This window comes from Cellulosimicrobium sp. GQ32 (assembly GCF_059758455.1).
In genome coordinates this window covers 794078-813091 of record NZ_JCAXEP010000001.1, presented here as the reverse complement: position 1 = coordinate 813091, position 19014 = coordinate 794078, and the positions used below count along the sequence as shown (strand labels likewise).

The following is a 19014-nucleotide window of genomic DNA, read 5'->3' as shown; positions in this document are numbered from 1 at the left end:
GGGAGCGGGCGCCGGGGGCGACCGGTCAGGCGCGGGGAGGTACCTGGAGGTCGTAGGTCTTCGTCGCCGGAGCGGCGGCGTCGCCCGTGGACGTGCTCGGCGCGGTGCCGCAGCCGCACGCGCACGAGTGCGCCTCCTGCTTCTCGGCGGCCTGCTCGGCGTACTGGGCGGCCAGCGCGTCCTCCTGGACCTCGAGCGAGGCGACCTCGTAGCCCGCCTCGTCCACGGCCTCGCGCAGCGCGGCCTCGTCGAGCGGGTCGTCGGAGAAGACCGTGACCTCGGACGCGCCGCCCACGCGCAGCTCGACGCTCACGTTCTCGACGCCGGCGACGGCCTCGAGGTCCTTGGTGACGTGCGCGACGCAGTTGCCGCAGGTCATGCCGGTGACGCCCAGGGTGGTGACGGTGCTCATGGTGCTCCTCGGTGGTGGGGTGGGTCAGCTGCGGACGAGGCGGGCGATGGCGTCGGCGGCCTCCTTGACCTTGGCCGCGCCCTCCTGCTCGGACTGGCGGGCCGCGTCGACGACGCAGTGGCCGAGGTGGTCCTCGACGAGGCCGATGCTCACGGCCTGGAGCGCCTTCGTGACGGCGGAGACCTGCGTGAGGATGTCGATGCAGTAGACGTCCTCGTCGATCATGCGGGCGATTCCGCGCACCTGGCCCTCGATGCGGCGCATGCGCTTGAGGTACGCCTCCTTGTCGGACGCGTAGCCGTGCGGACCGGTGTGGGCCGCGTGCTCGTGCTCGACGGCCGGGGCCTCGGTGGTGTCGGTCATGCTCTCCTCCTCGTCCAGGCGCGGTGCCGCGACGGCGGTTCGATCGTCGCCTCATACCCCACCAGGGTAACCGATGGATACCCCCCAAGGGTACGCCGCTCGTCCTCGCCCGACGACGGCGGTCGTGACACCTGTCACGGCCGCGTGGTGACGGGTCCATCTCCCGCGATGAGCGGACGCACTGTCGCCGGCCCCGCGGCGCCGAGAGGCTGGAGGCACCCACTACGAGAGGCGTGCCATGACCGACATCGTCACCGGGCTCCAGGAGCTCACCCAGGGCCTTCCGCCGCTGCTGCGCTGGGTCGGAGTCCTCCTCGCGGGCGCGATCCCGTACGTCGAGGCCGAGGGGGCGGCGATCCTGGGGGTCGTCGCCGGGGTGAACCCCGTCGTCGCGATCCTCGCCGCCGTGGTGGGCAACGCGATCGCCCTCGCTCTGGTCGTCTGGCTCATCGGGGCTGCACGCTCGGGCGTCACGCGCGGACGTGCCGCGCAGCAGTCGCCCAAGCGACAGCGGATGCGCCAGGTGTTCGACCGGTACGGCGTGCCGGGCGTGAGCCTCCTCGGGCCCCTGCTGCTGCCGAGCCACGTCACCGCAGCAGCGATGGTCGGGTTCGGCGCGCCCCGCGCCCGCGTCTTCGCGTGGGGGGTCGTCGCAGTGACGGCCTGGGCCGTCGTGCTCGGCGTCCTGGTGCACCTCGGCGTGAGCGCGGCGGTCGCCTGACGGGCTGCGCGGCGCCGCCCGACGGCGGCCCGCGGCCCGGTCGGAGCAGCCCCGGTCACGGTGCTGTCACGGCCCCATCACGATTCGGAACTCGGCGCGCGAGGCCGCTGGCGCGCCCCTAGCCTCCCAAGCATGGGCAGGGGAACCGGGGCAGGACGGGCGGTCCGCGCGACGGTCGTCGCGCTCGCGCTGGCGGGCGGGGCGGTGGTCGCGGCACCGCCCGCCGTCGCGTGCGCGTGCGGCGGGCTCGTCGACGGACCCGCGTACGACACGTCGGTCTCGCAGGAGACGGCGGTGCTCCAGTGGGACGGCACGACGGAGACGATGCTGCTGGAGCTCGACGCGCTGTCGAACGCGCCGGAGGTCGGGCTGCTGCTGCCGACCCCCGCGCCGGCCGAGGTCGCGCTCGCCGACCCGCAGGTGTTCCGCGAGCTCGACGACCTCACGCAGCCCCGCGCCGTCGTCTCCGACTACCGGTGGTGGCCCGAGCTGGGGTTCGGCGCCGCGGGCGCCGACGGGGCGGGCGCCGGGGGCGTCGCGGTGCTCGACGAGGTCCGGCTCGGCCCGCTCGACGTCACGACGCTCGCGGCGACGGACCCGGGCGAGCTCGGGGCGTGGCTCACGGAGCGAGGCTTCCAGCTTCCCGAGTCGATCCGGACCGCGCTCGCGCCCTACGTGAGCGAGGGCTGGTCGTTCGTCGCCGCCCGGCTCGCACCGGAGGAGGCGGCCGCGTTCGACGGGACGCTGCAGCCCCTGCGCGTCTCGTTCGCGAGCGGCTCGCTCGTCTACCCCATGCGCATGTCCGCCGTCGCCGACGACACCCAGAGCACGCGCACGTACGTGCTGGCCGACCACCGGGTCGACCGCACCGACGCGACCGCCGCCGCGCAGGAGCCCACGGTGCGGTTCGCGGGGCGCGTCGACCCGGCGTCGGTGAGCTCGGACGAGCTCGCCGCGCTCCTCGCCGCCGGCAGCTTCGTCACGTCGCACGAGCAGGTCTTCACCGACCCGGGGACGGAGATCGTCTCCGACTTCGCCTTCGAGCAGGCCGCGGCGGACGTCGCCTACGCGCCGACCTTCGCCGTCGTGGCCGACAAGCGGATCGGCCCGTTCTTCGCCGGACCCGTCCTCGCGTTCATGGCGGTGCTGGCGCTCGCCGCCCTCGTGGTCTGGTCGGGACGACGGCGGCGCGCACCCGCGCCGGCCCTCGCGCCCCGCCCCGCGCGGGCGTGACCGTTCGGCACGAGCGGGCGAAACGCGCGCTTCGCCGCGACACGCGGGATTTCCGGGTGTTCCATGGAGGCGAAGCGGGAGGCGACACAGGCCCCAGGCCGCCGGTGAGCCGGCCCGTCACCTAGCACGGGGAGTGACCATGACGACGCAGGACCCGATCCTCACCGCCTTCTCCAGCACCGCGAAGCAGGTCTGGTACTGGCCAGTGCTCCGCGGGGTGCTCGCCATCCTCTTCGGCATCATCGCGCTCGCGTGGCCGGACAAGACCGCAGCCGTGATCATCTGGGTGATCGGCATCTTCGCGGTCGTCGACGGCATCGTCGAGATCATCGAGGGCATCCGGCGCCGCGGCACGGGCAGCGGCACCGCGTTCCTCGTGACCATGGGCGTCCTCAGCCTCGCCGTCGGCATCGTGCTGCTGGTGTGGCCGGGCAAGACCGCGATCGTGCTCACGTGGATCGTCGGTTTCTGGGCCGTCGTCTACGGCCTGTTCCAGACCGTCGCGAGCCTCGACCTGCGCAAGGTCCCGGGCAGCGGCTGGGGCTGGGGCGTCTTCGCCGGCCTCCTGGGCCTCGTCTTCGGTCTGCTCGTGCTGTTCAACGTCAACGCCGGCCTCGTGTCGATCGTCTGGATCCTCGCGATCTTCGCGATCCTCTGGGGCGTCATGCTCATCGCGTTCGGCGTCCAGATCCGCTCGCTCGGCAGGCAGGCGGGCAAGGCCGCGACCTACTGACGCACGCGATTTCGTGCTGTCGAACACGACGTTGGTGTCGTTGTCCGGCGGATAACGACACCAACGTCGTGTTCGGCGCCCTCCGGGGCCGGGGCCGGGGGCGGGGCCGGGCCGCGGGTTAGGCCGGGGTGGCCTCCGCGGCGGCGCGGGCGGCGGCGGGGAGGGTGTCGAGGATGCGGGTCACCGCGGCGTCGTCGTGGGCCGCGGAGACGAACCACGCCTCGAACACCGAGGGCGGGAGGTTCACGCCCGCGTCGAGCATCGCGTGGAAGAACGCCCGGTACCGGAACGTCTCCTGCGCCTGGGCCTGCGCGTAGTCGCGCACCCCGGCGCTCGCGGCGAGGTCGCCGAAGAACACCGAGAAGAGCGAGCCCGCCCGCTGCACGCGGTGCGGGACGCCCGCCGCGTCGAGCGCGGAGCCGACGGCCGACGACAGCACGCCCGCGACCTCGTCCACGCGCGCGTACACCGCGTCGTCGGCGAGGCGCAGCGTCGCGAGGCCCGCCGCGACCGCGACCGGGTTCCCCGACAGCGTGCCCGCCTGGTAGACGGGCCCGAGCGGCGCGAGCTGGTCCATGACGGTCGCCGGGCCACCCACGGCGGCGACGGGCATCCCGCCGCCCACGACCTTGCCGAACGTGAACAGGTCGGGCGTGTAGCCGTCCGCGCCCTGGCCGCGCAGGACGGCGTTCTCGAGGCCCCACCAGCCGCTCGGCCCGACCCGGAAGCCCGTGAGCACCTCGTCGAGGACGAGCAGCGCGCCGTGCGCGGCCGTGATGCGGCGCAGGCCCTCGTTGAAGCCCTCCGCGGGCGGGACCACCCCCATGTTGGCGGGCGACGCCTCCGTGATGACGGCCGCGATCTCGGAGCCGCGCTCCGCGAACGCCGCCTCCACCGCGGCGAGGTCGTTGTACGGGAGCACGAGCGTCTCGGCCGCCGTCGCCTCGGTGACGCCCGCCGAGCCCGGCAGGGCGAGCGTCGCGACGCCGGAGCCCGCCTCCGCGAGCAGCGCGTCGACGTGCCCGTGGTAGCAGCCGGCGAACTTCACGACGACGTCGCGCCCGGTCACGCCGCGCGCGAGCCGGATCGCGGTCATGGTCGCCTCCGTGCCCGTCGACACGAGGCGTACGCGCTCCGCGGCGGGGACCCGACGGCGGATCTCCTCCGCGAGCTCGACCTCGCCGAGCGTCGGCGCTCCGAACGACAGCCCCCGGGCTGCGGCCTCCTGGACCGCCCCCACGACGTCCGGGTGCGCGTGACCGAGCAGCGCCGGGCCCCACGAGCACACGAGGTCCACGTACTCGCGCCCCGCGACGTCGGTGACGTACGGGCCCCGGGCCGAGGCCAGGAACCGCGGGTCGCCGCCGACGGACCCGTACGCGCGGACCGGCGAGCTCACGCCGCCCGGCAGCACGCCCTGCGCGCGCACGAACGCGGCGTGGTTGTCCGCCCCGCCCGCGCCCGTCGCGCCGAACAGCGCCGCATTCTCCGCCTGCACGGCCTCCGCCGTCCCGAAGCCTCCGGTGTCCGTCATGCCCGCGTCCTTCCGTCGTTCTCGTCCAGCCAGCCCGCGAGCTCCGTCGCCCAGTAGGTGAGGATCACGTCCGCGCCGGCGCGCTTGATGCCGAGCACCGACTCCGTGACGGCGGCGCGCCGGTCGATCCAGCCGTTCGCGGCGGCGGCCTCGATCATCGCGTACTCGCCCGACACCTGGTACGCCGCGACGGGCACCGGCGACATCTCCGCGACCGCGGCGAGCACGTCCAGGTACGACCCCGCGGGCTTGACCATCACCATGTCGGCGCCCTCGGCGAGGTCGAGGTCCGCCTCGCGCAGGCCCTCGCGCGCGTTGCCCGCGTCCATCTGGTACGTGCGGCGGTCGCCCTGGAGCGCCGAGTCCACGGCCTCGCGGAAGGGCCCGTAGAACGCGCTCGCGTACTTCGCGGAGTAGGCGAGGATGCCCACGTCGTCGAACCCCGCCGCGTCCAGCGCCTCCCGGATCACGCCGACCTGGCCGTCCATCATCCCGGACGGCGCGACGACGTCCGCGCCCGCGCGGGCCTGCGCGACGGCCATCGACGCGTAGCGGTCGAGCGTCGCGTCGTTGTCGACGACGACGGACCCGTCGCGCCCGGTCGTCAGCACGCCGCAGTGCCCGTGGTCGGTGAACTCGTCGAGGCACGTGTCGGCCATGACGACCGGCCCGCCACCGGCGTGCTCGCGCGCCGCCTCGACCGCGACCCGGATGCCGCGCTGCAGGATGCCGTCCTCGGCGTCCGCCTGCGTGCCGGTCGCGTCGCGCTCGGCGGGGATGCCGAACAGCATGACGCCGCCGACGCCCGCGCGCGCCGCGTCGCGCACGGCGTCCGCGAGCGTCGCCTCGGTGTGCTGCACGACGCCCGGCATCGACGAGATGGGGCGCGGCGCGTCGAGGCCCTCCTTGACGAACAGGGGGAGCACGAGGTCCGACGCGTGCACGCGCGTCTCGGTGACGAGCCTGCGCACGCGCGGGCTCGTGCGCAGGCGGCGCGGTCGGTGGTGCCCGACGGGGAGCTGGTGGGTCACGAGGGGTCTCCTTCAGAGGTCGGGTCGACGCCGGTCGTGCCGGCGGCCGGGGGAGCGGCCGGGTCGTCGGGCAGGGCGGCGGAGCCGGCGGTGGTGCGGGTGGTGGCGGCGAGCGCGCCGACGAGCGCGGCGGCCAGCGCGGCGTCGGTCGGGCGCTCCGCGACGGCATCGAGCCGCAGCCCGACGTCGCGCGCGGCCCGGGCGGTCGGGTCGCCGATCGCGACGCCCACGACGTCGTCGCGCGGGCCGAGCTGCCGTGCCACCTCGCGCGCGACGCTCCCCGAGGTCAGCACGACGGCGTCCACCTCGCCCGCGCGCCAGGCCGCGACGACCTCCGGCGCGAGGGCGTGCGTGACGGTGCGGTAGACGGTGACGACGTGCGGGACGTACCCGAGGTCGTGCAGGCCGTCGTGCATCGTCGACGCGGCGAGGTCCCCCTGCGGCAGGAGTACCAGCCCTCTACCTCGCGAGATAGAGGCCTGGTCCGGCGAGGTAGAGGTGTGGTCGGTCGAGGCGAGGGCCGCGAAGGCGGCGACGAGGCCGCGGGCCGAGTTCTCGGTCGGCTCGAGGTCGACCTGGATGCCGACGGCCTCCAGGGCGCGGCGGGTCGCGGGCCCGACGGCGGCCCAGCGGGCCTGGCGGGCGGCGTCGCCCAGGGCGACACCCTGGCGGGCGGCGCTCGCGACGAGCTCGTCGATCGCGTTGACGCTCGTCACGACGACCCAGGTGAAGTCGCCGTGCGCGAGGCGGGCGACGGCCCCGTCCACGGGGGCGGCGTCCTCGACCCGGGCGCGCTCGATCGCGGGACTGACGAGGACGTTCGCGCCGGCGCCGCGGAGCATCGCAGCGAGCCCGGCGGCGCGCTCGGGCGCGCGCGGGACGAGGACCGTACGGCCGGTGAGCGGCGCGCTCGCGGCATGCGGGACCGACGCCTGACTGGCGGTCTCGGTGTCGCCGCGCGGCGTCGGCCGCTCCGGCGGGGGCGGCACGACGGGCGCGGGGCCGCGCGACGGGTCGCGCAGGGGGCCCGGGGTCATTCCGCCTCGCCGCGGTAGCCGCCGTCGCGGAGCTGCTCGCGCGCGGTCTCGACGGCGCGGTCCGGCGACGGGGCGGCGTCGGCGTCCGGGGCGGTTCCCGTCGCCGACCCGACCGACCCGGCCGACCCTGCAGACCCGGTCCCGGTCTCCCGGAGCGGGGCGAGGCGGGCGGCGCCGTCGGCGAGGAGCGCCTCGGCGACGCGCACGCCGAGGGTGCGAGCGGCGTCGTCCCGCACGTCCTGGGAGGACGCGCCGACCGGGACCGTCGTGCGACCGGAGTGCGTGAGCTGCTCGACGCCGTCGACCCGGGCGACGACGGCCGTCAGGACGACCTCGCCGTCCTCGACCAGGGCGTGCGCGCCGACCGGCGCGGCGCAGCCGGCCTCGAGGCGGGCGAGCAGCGACCGCTCGGCGAGCACGGCGAGGCGCGTCGGCTCGTGGTCGAGGTCGTGCAGGGCGCGCGCGAGCACGGGGTCGTCGACCGACGACGTGCGCACCTCCACCGCGAGCGCGCCCTGCCCGGCGGCGGGCGCCATGATCGCGGTGTCGACGACCTCGGACACCGCGTCGAGCCGGCCGAGCCGCGCGAGCCCCGCGTAGGCGAGCACGACGGCGTCGAGGTCGGCGTCCGGGCCGAGCGCGCGGGCGAGGCGCGTGTCGACGTTGCCCCGGATGTCCACGACGTCGAGGTCGGGCCGCACGGAGCGGAGCTGCGCGGCCCGGCGCGGCGACCCGGTGCCGACGCGGGCCCCGCGCGGGAGCGTCGCGATCGTGAGACCGCCGCGCGCGCACAGCACGTCGCGCGGGTTCTCGCGCTCCGGCGTCACGACCGTAAGGCCGGGTGCGGGCTCGGTCGGCAGGTCCTTGAGCGAGTGGACCGCGACGTCGCAGCGGCCGTCGAGCAGCGCCTCGCGCAGCGCGGTGACGAACACGCCGGTGCCGCCCATCTGGGCGAGCGACCCGGTGAGGACGTCGCCGTCGGTGCGGATGCGCACGATCTCGACGTCCCGGCCGGTCAGCTCCTCGAGGCGTCGGGCGACGTGGCCGGTCTGGGTGGTCGCGAGGGCGCTGCCGCGCGTGCCCACGCGGAGGGGAGGGGTACCTGCAGGGCTCACGGTCCCAGTCTCTCCCCACTTCGGCGGTGCACGGAAATGCGCACGTCACGGCGCGGGAAATGCCCGCGGGAGTGACGTGGTCCTGACGCTCGGTCAGGAACGTCCCGACAATGTGTCAGGACAATTCCTGAGGAATTGCCGAACCCCTTTCTCGGGATTCCGGTAAGGATTACCTCACTCCACCACGGCGAGGCCGCGCGCGCATTCCTGCGCGTGCCCGACGATCGCCGCGAGCCCCGTGCCCGCGATCCAGCCCCCGGTCACGGCGAGCCCGGGGACGGCGTCCACGCGCGCGACGAACGCCGCGACCTCGCGCCGGAACGCGGGCGTCGGCGGGGGCAGCGCGCCGTTCCAGCGCGTCGCGACGTGCCCGAGCACGCGACCGTGCAGGTCCACGCCGAACAGCCGCGAGGCGTCGGTGACGACCCGGTCGAGGTCGGGCTCCGTCGTCGCGCCGATGCGTCCGTAGCTGAGCCGCACCACGTGGTGGCCCGGCCCGACGGCGCCGCGCACGCGGTCGCGCAGCCACGGCCACTTGGCGGTCGAGTGGGTCAGCGCCTTGGCCTCGACGTCCGACGGCGGTGCGGCGCGGCCCGCGTCCCGGTGCGGCGGGGCGACGAGCAGGCCGGTCCCGCGCGGCGCGTCGTCGAGCTCGGGCGCACGGAGCAGGAGCGTGACGAGGCGGACGTCCGCGCCGGGCTCCGGGTCGGGCAGCAGGTCCGCCGCGGTGCCGACGAGCGGGCCGAGCACGTCGACGAGCGCCGGGGTCGTCACGACGAGCCGCGGCGCGGCGAGCTCGAGCGGCCCGTCGGGCGTCTGCGCGCCGACGACCCAGGATCCGGAGGACGCGTCGCCGCCGGAAGGCCCACCGCCCGGTTCCCTGCGGGCGATCTCCGTAACCTCGTGGCGCAGCCGCACGTCGGCGCCCGCCGCGAGCTCTTCGACGAGCCGGTGCATGCCGCCGTCGATGCCGCGCACGGCGGACCCCGCGGGCGCGAGCGCGCGCAGCGACGCGACGGCACGCGCGAGCGACCCCTCGCGCTCGAACGCCTCGCGCAGCCCCGGCGCGACGGCGGCGACGTCCAGCCGGTCGAGCGGCGCCGAGTGGACGCCGGCCGCCACGGGCGCGACGAGGCGCTCCGTGACGCGTGCTCCCATGCGCGAGCGAGCGAAGGTCTCGAGCGTGCGCAGGTCCGTGAAGCGGCGGGGCAGGACGCGGTCGAGGCTCGCGCGCAGCGCCCCGCCGACGCCGACCGCGCGGCGCACGTCGGTCGACCACGGGTGGGCCGGGATCCCGAGCACGCCCGCGCGGGGCAGCGGGTAGGCGTGGCCGGCGGCGTAGCCCCAGGCGCCCGCGCCCGACGGCTCGACGACGTCGAGGCCGAGCGCGGCGACCAGGTCGCCGACGGCCGCGCCCCGGGCCGCGAAGGACTCGGCTCCCAGGTCGACGCGGACACCGTCGAGGCCGGGCAGGTCGCCGCCGCGGACGGGTCCGCCGGGGACGTCGGCGGCCTCGAGCACGGCGACGCGCAGCCCCTGCTCGCGCAGGGTCCGGGCCGCGGTGAGTCCCGCGACCCCCGCGCCGACGACGACCGCGTCCACCTCCTCGGGGACGGTCCCGGGGGAGGTGCGGGACGTCGTCGGCTCGGTGCTCACCGTCGGGTCGCCTCCTCGTGCGCCTCGTCCTGTCCCGTCCAGTCTGCGCCGAGCGCGTGGACCAGGCCGACGACGCGCGTGAGGACGTCCGGGTCGGTGTCCGGCGGGACGCCGTGGCCGAGGTTCACCACGTGCCCGGGCGCGGTGCGCCCGCGTCGCACGACGTCGCGCACGTGCGCCTCCAGCACGTCCCACGGCGCGGCGAGCAGCGCGGGGTCGATGTTGCCCTGGACCGGGACGGGGGCGTGCCCGTCGGCGAGGAACCGGGCGGCGTCGTCGAGCGGCGTGCGGTAGTCGACGCCCACGGCCACGTCCTGCACCCCGGCCGCGGCGACGGCGTCGCGCATCGCGGGCAGCAGGTGGCCCGTCCCGGTGCCGAAGTGCACGACCGGCACGCCGAGGTCGGCGACGTGGGTCAGCGCGCGAGTGCTCGCCGGCGCTGCGCCCGCCGCGTAGTCCGCGAGCGAGAGCGAGCCCGCCCAGGAGTCGAAGAGCTGGGCGGCGCTCGCGCCCGCCTGAACCTGCGTCCGCAGGAACGTGCCGGTGAGGTCGGCGGCCCAGTCGACGAGGCGCTGCCACGTCTCCGGGTCGCCGCGCAGCAGCGCCCGGGCCGCGAGGTGGTCGCGCGACGGCCGTCCCTCGACGAGGTAGGCCGCGAGCGTGAACGGCGCGCCCGCGAACCCGATCAGCGGCGTGGTGCCGAGCGCGTCGACGGTCAGCGCGACGGCCTCCCGGATCGGGGCGAGCGACTCCTCGGTGAGCTCGGTCTCCACCAGCCGCGCGACGTCGTCGGGCGTCCGGTACGCCTGGCCCATGACCGGCCCGACGCCCGGCGCGATGTCGACCTCGACGCCCGCGAGCCGCAGCGGCACGACGATGTCCGAGAAGAAGATGCCTGCGTCCACGCCGTGGCGACGCACCGGCTGGAGCGTGATCTCCGACGCGAGGTCCGGGCGCAGGCACGAGTCGAGCATGCTCACGCCCTCGCGCGCCGCGCGGTACTCGGGCAGCGAGCGGCCCGCCTGGCGCATGAACCACACCGGTGTGATTTCCGGGCGATTTCCCGTCGTGCCCGCGCGCAGCGCCTGCAGGAGCGGCGAACGGTCCGTGCGGCCGTCGGTCAGGGGATGGCCCGAGGAAAGGGCGACAGGAATCACAGCTACCGATTCTGCCTCCCTCCCGGTGGAATGATTAAATCGGAGGCACTGTGGCTCTTCTCTCCCTCACGGCCAGCCACCACGAGCTCGACCTCGACGCCCTGGAACGTCTCTCCACCGGGGCCCACTCGATCGGCGGCTCCGCGGTCGCGGCGTGCGACGTGATCACCGGTGCCGTCGTCCTCGCGACGTGCAACCGGTTCGAGCTGTACCTCGACGTGGACGCGCCCCTCGACGGGACGGGCGTGCAGCACGCGACCGAGCACGTCGCGCGCATGGTCGCCGACGCGTCGGGCGTCGCCCCGGCCGAGGCGCTCGCCTCGTTCCGCGCTCGCGCAGGGACCGAGGTCGCCGAGCACCTGTTCGCGGTCGCGTCGGGCCTCGACTCGATGGTCGTGGGCGAGCGCGAGATCGCCGGCCAGGTGAAGCGGGCGCTCGAGACCGCGCACGCCGACGGCGTGACCTCCTCGACGCTCGAGCTCCTGTTCCAGACGGCGTCGCGCACGTCCAAGAGGGTCAGCACGCAGACGACGCTCGGCGGCGCGGGTCGCTCCGTCGTCGCGCTGGGCCTCGACCTCGCGGCGGCCGAGCTGCCGCCGTGGCACCAGGTGCGGGCCGTCCTCATCGGGACGGGGTCGTACGCGGGCGCGAGCCTCGCGGCGCTGCGCGCGCTCGGGTGCGACGACGTGCGCGTCTACTCGCAGTCCGGCCGGGCCGAGGAGTTCGCCGCCGCGCGCGGCGTCGAGGCCGTGACCGACCTCGTCACCGCGCTCGAGGACGCCGACCTCGTGGTGTCGTGCTCGGGCGCGCGCGGGCGGGCGCTCGCGGCGGACGCCGCGCGTCCGGGAGGGGGCGCCGACCGCCGTGAGCAGGCCATCGAGCACGTGCTCGACGCCGCCGCCGTGGTCCGGGCGCGCGAGCGCGCCGCGGTCCGCGCCGGTGACGAGCCCGCGGCCCGCCCGACCGTCGTGCTCGACCTCGCGCTGCACCGCGACGTCGACCCGCGCGTCGCGGACGTCGAGGGCGTGCTGCTCTACGACCTCGCGACGCTCGCCGCGCACTCGCCGTCGATCGCGTCGGAGCTCGTCGTGCAGGCGCGCGCGATCGTGGACGACGCGACGCGCGCGTTCGAGGAGACGCGGCTCGGCCGCGCCGCCGACACCGCGGTCGTGGCACTGCTCGCCGACGCGGAGCGGCGCATCGCGCTCGAGGTGGCCGACGTCGTCGCGCTGCGCGAGGCGGACGGCGACCCGGTCGAGCCGGACGAGGCCGACGAGATCGCGCGTGACGTGCGACGTCGCGTCCACGCCGACCTGCACCGCGCGATCGTCGAGGCCCGCGCCGAGGCCGTCGCGGCTGCGCAGGCGGAGGAGCGCGCCGTCGTCGCGGACGCGCAGGCGCTCGCCGACGAAGCGGCGGGTACGGCACGGCCGGCGAGCCCGGGGCCGCTCCCCGCGCCCGCCGCGCGCTGAGGAGTCACTCCAGGTTCGGCGCTCTGCGCCTTCTTCGCTCGACCGAGCCGTTCGCCGGGGCACGCAATTGACAGCGCCGTCATAGCGCTACGACCCCGGCAACGAGCCGACGATCATGAACGCGTGGCTCTACGGCTACGTGGGCCAGCCGTGGAAGACGAACGACGTCCTCGCCGCGAACCTCAACCGCTTCCCGGACACCCCGGGCGGCGGCGTCGGGAACGACGACCTCGGCACGCTCGCCGCCTGGTACGTCATGGCGTCGCTCGGGTTCGAGCCGGTCATGCCCGGTTCCGGCATCCTCGCGCTCAACGCGCCCAAGGTGCAGGCCGCGACCCTCACGACCGACGCCGGGGCGACGTTGCGCATCGACGCGACGGGCGCGAACGAGAAGCTGCCGAGCTACGTCGCCGGTCTGGAGGTCGACGGCGTCGCGCACACCGCCGCGTGGTTGGACGTCGCGGCGCTCCAGGACGGCGGCACGCTCGACTTCGACCTGTCCGACACCAGCGCTGGCCTCACGTGGGGCACCGGGGCGGCCGACCGCATCCCGTCGGTCTCCGCCGTCGCCCCGCCCGCGCCGGTCGAGGTCGAGGCGAGCGCGCGCTGCCTCGGCGGCCGGGCGTTCGTCGCGGTCCGCGCGACCAGCACGGCCGACGAGCCCGTGGACGTCACGCTCACGACGCCGTTCGGCGAGCGGACGGTCCGGCACGTGCAGCCGGGCAAGAACGCCTACCAGTCGTTCACGACGCGCGCCACGTCCGTCGAGGCGGGCACGGCGACCGTCACGGTCGTCGCCGCAGACGGCACGACGTCGACGGTCGACGCGGCGTACGACGCGCTGGCCTGCGACTGAGCGCCGAGCCAGCGCGGGTGCGCGCCGCGCACCGGACGAGGGCCGTCGTCGGGCAACCCGCCCGGCGGCGGCCCTCGCCGCGCCGCTAGGCTCGCCGGGTGAGCACCACCACGCGACTGGGCGTCCTCGACATCGGCTCGAACACCGTGCACCTCGCGGTCGTGGACGCCGCGTACGCGGCGCGCCCCGTACAGGCCGCGGGGGCGCGCACGGTCGTGCGCATCATGCGCTACCTCCGGCCGGACGGGTCGCTCGCACCCGAGGGCGTCGCGGCGATGCTCGCCGCGGTCGACGACGCGATGGCGCTCGCGCGCGAGTCCGCGGTCGACGAGATGCTGCCCATGGCGACGTCGGCCCTGCGCGACGCGACCAACGGCCCCGAGGTGCTCGCGGCGATCGGCGAGCGCGTGGGCCAGCCGGTCCGCGTGCTGTCCGGGGAGGACGAGTCGCGCCTGACGTTCCTCGCCGCACGGCGGTGGCACGGCTGGGCCGCGGGCCGTCTGCTCGTCCTCGACATCGGCGGCGGCTCGCTCGAGATCGCGTCCGGCGTCGACGAGGAGCCCGACCTCGCCGCGTCCCTCCCGCTCGGTGCCGGGCGCATGACCATGGCGTTCCTGCCCGACGACCCGCCCGCGCCCGAGCACGTCGAGGCGCTGCGCGAGCACGTGCGCGCGACGCTCGCGCCCACCGTCGAGGCCTTCCGGGCGCTGCCCGCGCCCGACCACGTGGTCGCGACGTCCAAGACCTTCCGCTCGCTCGCGCGGCTCGCGGGCATGCAGACCGAGGCCGTCGGACCCGACGACCGGTGGCGCATGCGGCGCTCGCAGCTCGCCGACTGGGTGCCGCGGCTCGCGCGCATCACGGCCGAGGGGCGCACCGCGCTGCCCGGCATCACGCCCGAGCGCACGTTCCAGATCGTCGCGGGTGGCGTCGTCGCGGTCGAGACGATGCGCGCGCTCGGCGTCGACGAGGTCGAGATCTGCCCGTGGGCGCTGCGCGAGGGCGCGATCCTGCGTCGCCTCGACCACAGCTGACGCCGGCGCGGCACGCACGCTCAGGGGTCGCGTGCGGACCGCGACGTCGGGGCTCGACGCTCACGCCGTCCACCGCGGCTCGTCGGTGCCCCACGGCCGGGCAGACGTGGGGTAGTCGTCGACCCGGGCGTCGCCGAGGCGGTCGAGCGCGGGGCGGGTCGTCGTCGCCACGACCTCGCGGCCGTCGAGGCGCGCCGGGTGCTCGACGACGCAGCGTGGCCCCGGCGTGCGCGGTGCGTCGTGCGCGGGGTCGCGGCCGGGGGCCGCGAGCAGGGCGTGGCCGGTCCGGACGAGCGCGCCGTCGACGTCGCGGCCCCGGCCGTCGGTCGCGCGGTCCGCGAGGGCGTCGACGACGGCGGCCGCGAGGAGGTAGCCGGTCGCGTGGTCGAGCGCCTGGGCGGGCAGGGCTCCCGGGATCGCGTCCTCGGGAGCGGCCCCGTCCCGCGCCCCTTCCACGAGGGCGATCCCGCTCACCGCCTGGACGATCGAGTCGAAGCCGCGCCGCCCGGCCCACGGGCCGTCGTCGCCCCACGCCGTGACGCGCGCGTGCACCGCACCCGGTGGTAGCCGCAGCCCGAACGCCTCGACCGCGCCGGGGCGGTAGCCGGTCACCAGCACGTCGGCGTGGTCGAGCAGCTCCTGGGCGCGGGCGAGGCCGTCGTGCGTCGCGAGGTCGAGCAGCGTCGACCGTTTGCCCTGCCCGGTGTCGAGGTGCTGGACCTCGATCTCCGGGAGCCCCGGTGGGTCGACCCGCAGGACGTCCGCGCCGAGCAGGGCGAGCGTGCGCGTCGCGACAGGACCCGCGATGACGCGCGTCAGGTCGAGCACCCGGAGCCCGGCGAGCGGCTGCGGCCCGCGTGCGAGCGGGCGTGGGGGAGCGGCGTCGTCGCGCTCCGCGCGCCGCACGGGAGGGGCCGACGCCGCGGCGCGACCGGGCGCGGACGCGCGCCACGCCTCTTCCGGGCGCACGCGCACGGCGATCGCCCCGACGTCGGCCGCGCGGTCCTCGACGTCCTGGGCCGAGCGCGCGGCGAGGGCGGCGGCGACGTCGTCGCGAGTCGGGGTGCTGCCCACGTCGTCGGCGAGGTCGAGGAGCGCGAGGAGCCGCGCGCGGTGGTGCGGGTAGTTCGCGTGCGTGCGGACCCAGCCGTCCGCCGTCCGGAAGAAGCCCGAGAGCGGGGCGAAGCCGTCCACCGGGGCGCCGTCGACGCGGAGCAGCCGGTCGCTCGCGAAGGCAGCGGCGACCCGCTCGGGGTCAGGAGGCGGGCCGGCGTCGAACCCGCCCGCGCGGGCCGCGGCGTCGCGCACGGCGACGACCGACGCGACCGCGAGGCCCAGGACGGGCAGCGTCGCGGCGAGCAGGCCGCGCCCGGTACGTGCCGTCGTGCTTCCCACGGGACGACGCTACGCCTGACCCGCTCCGTGCGGGTGAGCGTTCACACCTGCGCGTGCGCGCCGACGAGTCTCGACGTACCGTGCTGGAGGCGTGTCAACCCGACACGCCGGGCATGTCACGAACTTTTGCAGGGGGCACACATGATGCGGTACCCGCGACTCCGGTCGGGAGCGGTGGGCGTGGTGATGGCGACGGCGCTCGCGACCGGGCTCGGTGCGGTGCTCGTCGCGCCGGGGGCGAGCGCGGCCGCCGGCGCGGTCGTCACTCCGCTGGGCGCTCGCACCTACGCGGTGTCCTCCTACTACGGCCCGCGCTGCATGCCGATCGCCAACGCCTCGACCTGGCACCTCGGCCAGGACCTCAGCGCCGCCTCCGGCACGCGCATCAACGCCATCGCCGACGGCGTCGTGCTCCGGGCGGGCAGCGTCAGCGGGTTCGGGCAGTGGGTCGTGCTGCGCCACGCCGTCGGCGGGAAGACGGTCTCGAGCGTCTACGGGCACGTCATCGACGGCGACAAGTACGTCAAGGTCGGGCAGAAGGTCAAGGCGGGGCAGCGCATCGCGGACGTCGGCTCGACGGGGACGTCGACCGCCCCGCACCTGCACCTCGAGGTCTGGAACGGCACCTACGGGTCGGGCGCGTCGCACACCGACCCCCTCGCCTACCTGAAGGGCAAGGGGGTCGACCTCGGCCGCAGCGCGACCAGGGTCGCTGCTCGGCCGACGGCGAAGTCGTGCACGTACTACGCGAACACGGCCGTCAACCTCCGCAAGGGCGCGGGGACGAACACCGCCGTGCTGGCTCTCGTGCCGCGCGGTGCCGCCGTGGTCGGCAAGCCCGGCGACGGCAGCGGCTCGTGGCGCAAGGTCACGTACGGCCGCTACACCGGGTGGGTCTCGGCCGCGTACGTCGGCCCGACCAAGCCCCCGCCCGTCAGCACGGCTCCCGTCTCCCGGCCCGTCGCGACGCGCTACGTCACTGCCGCCTCGCTCAACCTCCGGGCGTCGGCGACGACGTCGTCGTCGGTGCTCGCCCGGCTCCCGAAGGGGACGAAGCTCTCCGTCACGTCCACCTCGGGCGGCTGGCTCAAGGTCACCGCGAACGGTCGGACGGGGTGGGTCTCCGCCCAGTACACGTCGACGCGCGCGCCGTCGGCCCCGGCGAAGCCGGCTCCGGCCCCCGCGCCTCCGAAGGCCAAGACGTCGTACGTCACGGCGTCGGTGCTCAACCTCAGGGCGACGCCGTCGACGTCGGCCAAGGTGGTCACCAAGCTGTCCCGCGGCACCGCGGTCACGCATGCGGGCACCGCGTCGAAGGGCTGGCTCAAGGTGACCGTGGGCGGCCGTACGGGCTACGTGTCCACGTCCTACCTCTCGGCCACGAAGCCGCGCTGACGCCCCGGTGGCGTGACCGGGTCAGCGGCTGACCGTGACGGTGCCGGGGAACCGGGCCGCCGAGCGGTCGGTGGCGGACCCGTCGCCCGCGGCGTTGATCTCCGAGATCATCATGACGAGCTCGAGGTCGGAGTCCGCCGCGCGGGCGAGGCTGGTCGCGAGCTGGTACGGGTCGGTGAGCGGCTTCATGTCGTAGTCGGTGACGATCATGCGCGTCTGCATGCCCAGGCTGTCGTTCTCGACCGCCGTGCGCACGCTGTCCGCGAGGCGGTTCATCTGCGACTCCGTGAGCGTCATCGTCACCTGCTGGCCGGACGACACCTCGCTCGACGGGGAGAAGCCCGAGAACTCCTTCGTGTTGAAGTACTGCGACGACATGTCGTCGGCCGTGACGTCGAACGAGTACGTCCGTGCGGACACGTCCTCGGTCCCTGACGCGTCGAAGGCCTGGGACATGCGGAAGTCGCCGCGGTCGCCGTACGTCGCGGTGAGGAGCTGCTCCGTGCTGCCGTCGGGGTTGGTCGTCGCGACGAGCGAGCCCGTGTTCTTGCCGATCTCCCACTCGGCCCCGCCGACGGGAGTGTCGAAGCCGACGGTCGACGTCGAGTCGAACTCGACCCGTTCGATCTTCGTGGTGCCGGAGATCCCGGTCGACGCATCGGCGGGGATCTCGCCGGTGACGAGGTACGTGTCGTACGCGGCCTGGCCCTCCGGCGTCGACAGGTCGAACTCGGCGCTGCGCAGCGACGCGCCGTCGAGCGACGTCGTGTTGCCGAGCATGACCTTCACGGCGTCGAAGTCGAGACCGAGGCCCGCGTGGTTCGCGATGGCCTCGGTGGGGCCCGCGGTCACGCGCACCGTGTCGTCGCCCGTGCGCTCGATGAGGCTCGTCACGCCGCTCGCGTCCTTGACCGACGACTCGACGGCGATGTGGCGGAACGCCGCGTTGAGCTCGGTCTCGGAGTAGCTGCCGCCGTCCATCGTGACCGACGAGCCGACAGGCATGCTCCGGGGGTCGAACGGGTTGATGCTCCCGGGGTCGGTGACGCCCGCGTCGTCGGGCACCTTGACCGTGTACTCGGACGTGACGCCGGTCGTGTACCCGCCGCTGACGCCCGTGCCGCCCTTGTCGACGCCGCCCTCGACGCCGATCGAGACGTCGGACTTGGACGTGTACGTGGTGAAGCCGTCCTCCGACTTCTCCCCGACCGTGTACTCCGCACCGCCGTTCACGCCGAACGAGATCTTCGACCCGTTCGTCGTCTTCATCCAGTCGGAGAGCGAGCCGCTGCCCGAGTACGTGGTCTCGCCGCTCTCCGGGTCGTGGGACACGCCGAACCCGACCTTCGCGTCGGTGCCCTCCGTCGCGGGGTTGCCCAGGCTCGAGTTGTCCGTGCCGGACTCGTGGTCGCCCTTCACCGTGACCTTCGGGCCGCCCGGGCTGCCGTCGCCCGAGCCCGAGCCGCCGCCCCCGCCTGGGCCGCCACCGGAGCCCGGACCACCGCCGGGCCCACCGCTGCCGCCCCCGCCCGGGCCGCCCGTGCCGTCGGAGCTGGCGCTCTCCTGCTGGTCGGCGTTCTTGCGGACCTTGTCCGCCGCGTCGCGGAGCGTCGCGGTCGCGGCGGCCAGCGCGGGGCCGAGCTCGGCCGACCAGCGGCCACGCAGCTCGTCGCCGTCCGGGCCCGCCCAGCGGGCGCCGCTCACCGTCGAGTCGAGGGTGCTGCGCGTCGTGGTGAGCGCCTCGGACGCCGTCGTGAGGCTCTGCGCGAGCGCGCGCAGCTCGCCGATGTCGGCACCGTAGAACCCCATGGTCGTCCCTCTGTCGCTGCGGATCGTGCATCCGGAGCGTACGCGGGCGGCCGCCGCCGCG

General features: G+C 75.5%; 16 protein-coding genes and 1 pseudogene. 7 read left to right on the top strand and 10 right to left on the bottom strand.

Annotation, left to right across the window (positions count from 1 at the left end; translation table 11 throughout):
• Window positions 1-25: 25 nt before the first annotated feature.
• Window positions 26-412, bottom strand: a complete 387-nt coding sequence (locus AC6CH9_RS03460; RefSeq protein WP_498153661.1) for a heavy-metal-associated domain-containing protein — start codon at window positions 410-412, stop codon at window positions 26-28.
• A gap of 24 nt (window positions 413-436) precedes the next feature.
• Window positions 437-775 (bottom strand): metal-sensitive transcriptional regulator, encoded by a 339-nt coding sequence (locus tag AC6CH9_RS03455; protein WP_141389926.1) that lies wholly within the window; start codon window positions 773-775, stop codon window positions 437-439.
• Between the two features lie 238 nt (window positions 776-1013).
• On the opposite strand from AC6CH9_RS03455, the gene AC6CH9_RS03450 reads away from it, so the two are divergent.
• The 3 genes from AC6CH9_RS03450 (at window position 1014) to AC6CH9_RS03440 (ending at window position 3462) form a co-directional block, all read left to right on the top strand.
• Window positions 1014-1496, top strand: coding sequence for a hypothetical protein (locus AC6CH9_RS03450; RefSeq protein WP_498153660.1), 483 nt, complete (start codon window positions 1014-1016; stop codon window positions 1494-1496).
• A 132-nt stretch (window positions 1497-1628) separates the two neighbouring features.
• A complete protein-coding gene (locus tag AC6CH9_RS03445) occupies window positions 1629-2729 on the top strand; it encodes a DUF2330 domain-containing protein (RefSeq protein WP_498153659.1) in 1101 nt (366 codons plus the stop codon).
• A 139-nt stretch (window positions 2730-2868) separates the two neighbouring features.
• On the top strand, window positions 2869-3462 hold the full coding sequence (locus AC6CH9_RS03440; protein ID WP_047231987.1) for an HdeD family acid-resistance protein: 594 nt from the start codon (window positions 2869-2871) through the stop codon (window positions 3460-3462).
• 118 nt (window positions 3463-3580) lie between these two features.
• Here AC6CH9_RS03440 and hemL read toward each other — a convergent pair whose 3' ends face one another.
• From hemL to hemE, 6 genes are all read right to left on the bottom strand, one after another.
• Window positions 3581-4996, bottom strand: coding sequence for a glutamate-1-semialdehyde 2,1-aminomutase (gene hemL / locus AC6CH9_RS03435; protein WP_498153658.1), 1416 nt, complete (start codon window positions 4994-4996; stop codon window positions 3581-3583).
• Window positions 4993-6027: a porphobilinogen synthase gene (hemB, locus tag AC6CH9_RS03430; protein ID WP_498153657.1), complete on the bottom strand. Its 1035-nt coding sequence runs from the start codon at window positions 6025-6027 to the stop codon at window positions 4993-4995. Before hemB ends, hemL begins: the two co-directional genes overlap by 4 nt.
• A complete protein-coding gene (locus AC6CH9_RS03425) occupies window positions 6024-7064 on the bottom strand; it encodes a uroporphyrinogen-III synthase (RefSeq protein ID WP_498153656.1) in 1041 nt (346 codons plus the stop codon). Before AC6CH9_RS03425 ends, hemB begins: the two co-directional genes overlap by 4 nt.
• The gene (hemC, locus tag AC6CH9_RS03420) at window positions 7061-8179 is read right to left on the bottom strand and encodes a hydroxymethylbilane synthase (protein ID WP_498153655.1); all 1119 of its coding nucleotides are present in this window, start codon (window positions 8177-8179) and stop codon (window positions 7061-7063) included. The genes AC6CH9_RS03425 and hemC overlap by 4 nt, the downstream gene beginning before the upstream one ends.
• Before the next feature lie 174 nt (window positions 8180-8353).
• Window positions 8354-9835 carry a protoporphyrinogen/coproporphyrinogen oxidase gene (locus AC6CH9_RS03415; protein ID WP_498153654.1) on the bottom strand — a complete coding sequence of 494 codons (1482 nt, stop codon included), beginning with the start codon at window positions 9833-9835 and terminating at the stop codon, window positions 8354-8356.
• Window positions 9832-10992 (bottom strand): uroporphyrinogen decarboxylase, encoded by a 1161-nt coding sequence (gene hemE / locus AC6CH9_RS03410; protein WP_498153653.1) that lies wholly within the window; start codon window positions 10990-10992, stop codon window positions 9832-9834. Before hemE ends, AC6CH9_RS03415 begins: the two co-directional genes overlap by 4 nt.
• A gap of 50 nt (window positions 10993-11042) precedes the next feature.
• Here hemE and AC6CH9_RS03405 point away from each other — a divergent pair, with 50 nt between their 5' ends.
• The 3 genes and pseudogenes from AC6CH9_RS03405 to AC6CH9_RS03395 all read left to right on the top strand — a co-directional run bounded on the left by AC6CH9_RS03405 (window position 11043) and on the right by AC6CH9_RS03395 (window position 14354).
• Window positions 11043-12464, top strand: coding sequence for a glutamyl-tRNA reductase (locus tag AC6CH9_RS03405; protein ID WP_498153652.1), 1422 nt, complete (start codon window positions 11043-11045; stop codon window positions 12462-12464).
• A 100-nt stretch (window positions 12465-12564) separates the two neighbouring features.
• Window positions 12565-13320 (top strand): annotated as a pseudogene (locus AC6CH9_RS03400) (glycoside hydrolase domain-containing protein); the annotation flags it as partial.
• Window positions 13321-13418: 98 nt separating this feature from the next.
• Complete coding sequence (locus AC6CH9_RS03395) at window positions 13419-14354, top strand: Ppx/GppA phosphatase family protein (RefSeq protein WP_498153651.1); 936 nt, start codon at window positions 13419-13421, stop codon at window positions 14352-14354.
• Between the two features lie 60 nt (window positions 14355-14414).
• On the opposite strand, the gene AC6CH9_RS03390 is transcribed toward AC6CH9_RS03395, so the two are convergent.
• Window positions 14415-15749: a CoA transferase gene (locus tag AC6CH9_RS03390; RefSeq protein WP_498153650.1), complete on the bottom strand. Its 1335-nt coding sequence runs from the start codon at window positions 15747-15749 to the stop codon at window positions 14415-14417.
• Between the two features lie 186 nt (window positions 15750-15935).
• Here AC6CH9_RS03390 and AC6CH9_RS03385 point away from each other — a divergent pair, with 186 nt between their 5' ends.
• Window positions 15936-17144, top strand: coding sequence for an SH3 domain-containing protein (locus AC6CH9_RS03385; RefSeq protein ID WP_498153708.1), 1209 nt, complete (start codon window positions 15936-15938; stop codon window positions 17142-17144).
• A 21-nt stretch (window positions 17145-17165) separates the two neighbouring features.
• Here the strand turns inward: AC6CH9_RS03385 and AC6CH9_RS03380 are convergent, their stop codons facing one another.
• Window positions 17166-18953, bottom strand: a complete 1788-nt coding sequence (locus AC6CH9_RS03380) for a hypothetical protein (RefSeq protein ID WP_498153649.1) — start codon at window positions 18951-18953, stop codon at window positions 17166-17168.
• Between the last annotated feature and the right edge of the window lie 61 nt (window positions 18954-19014).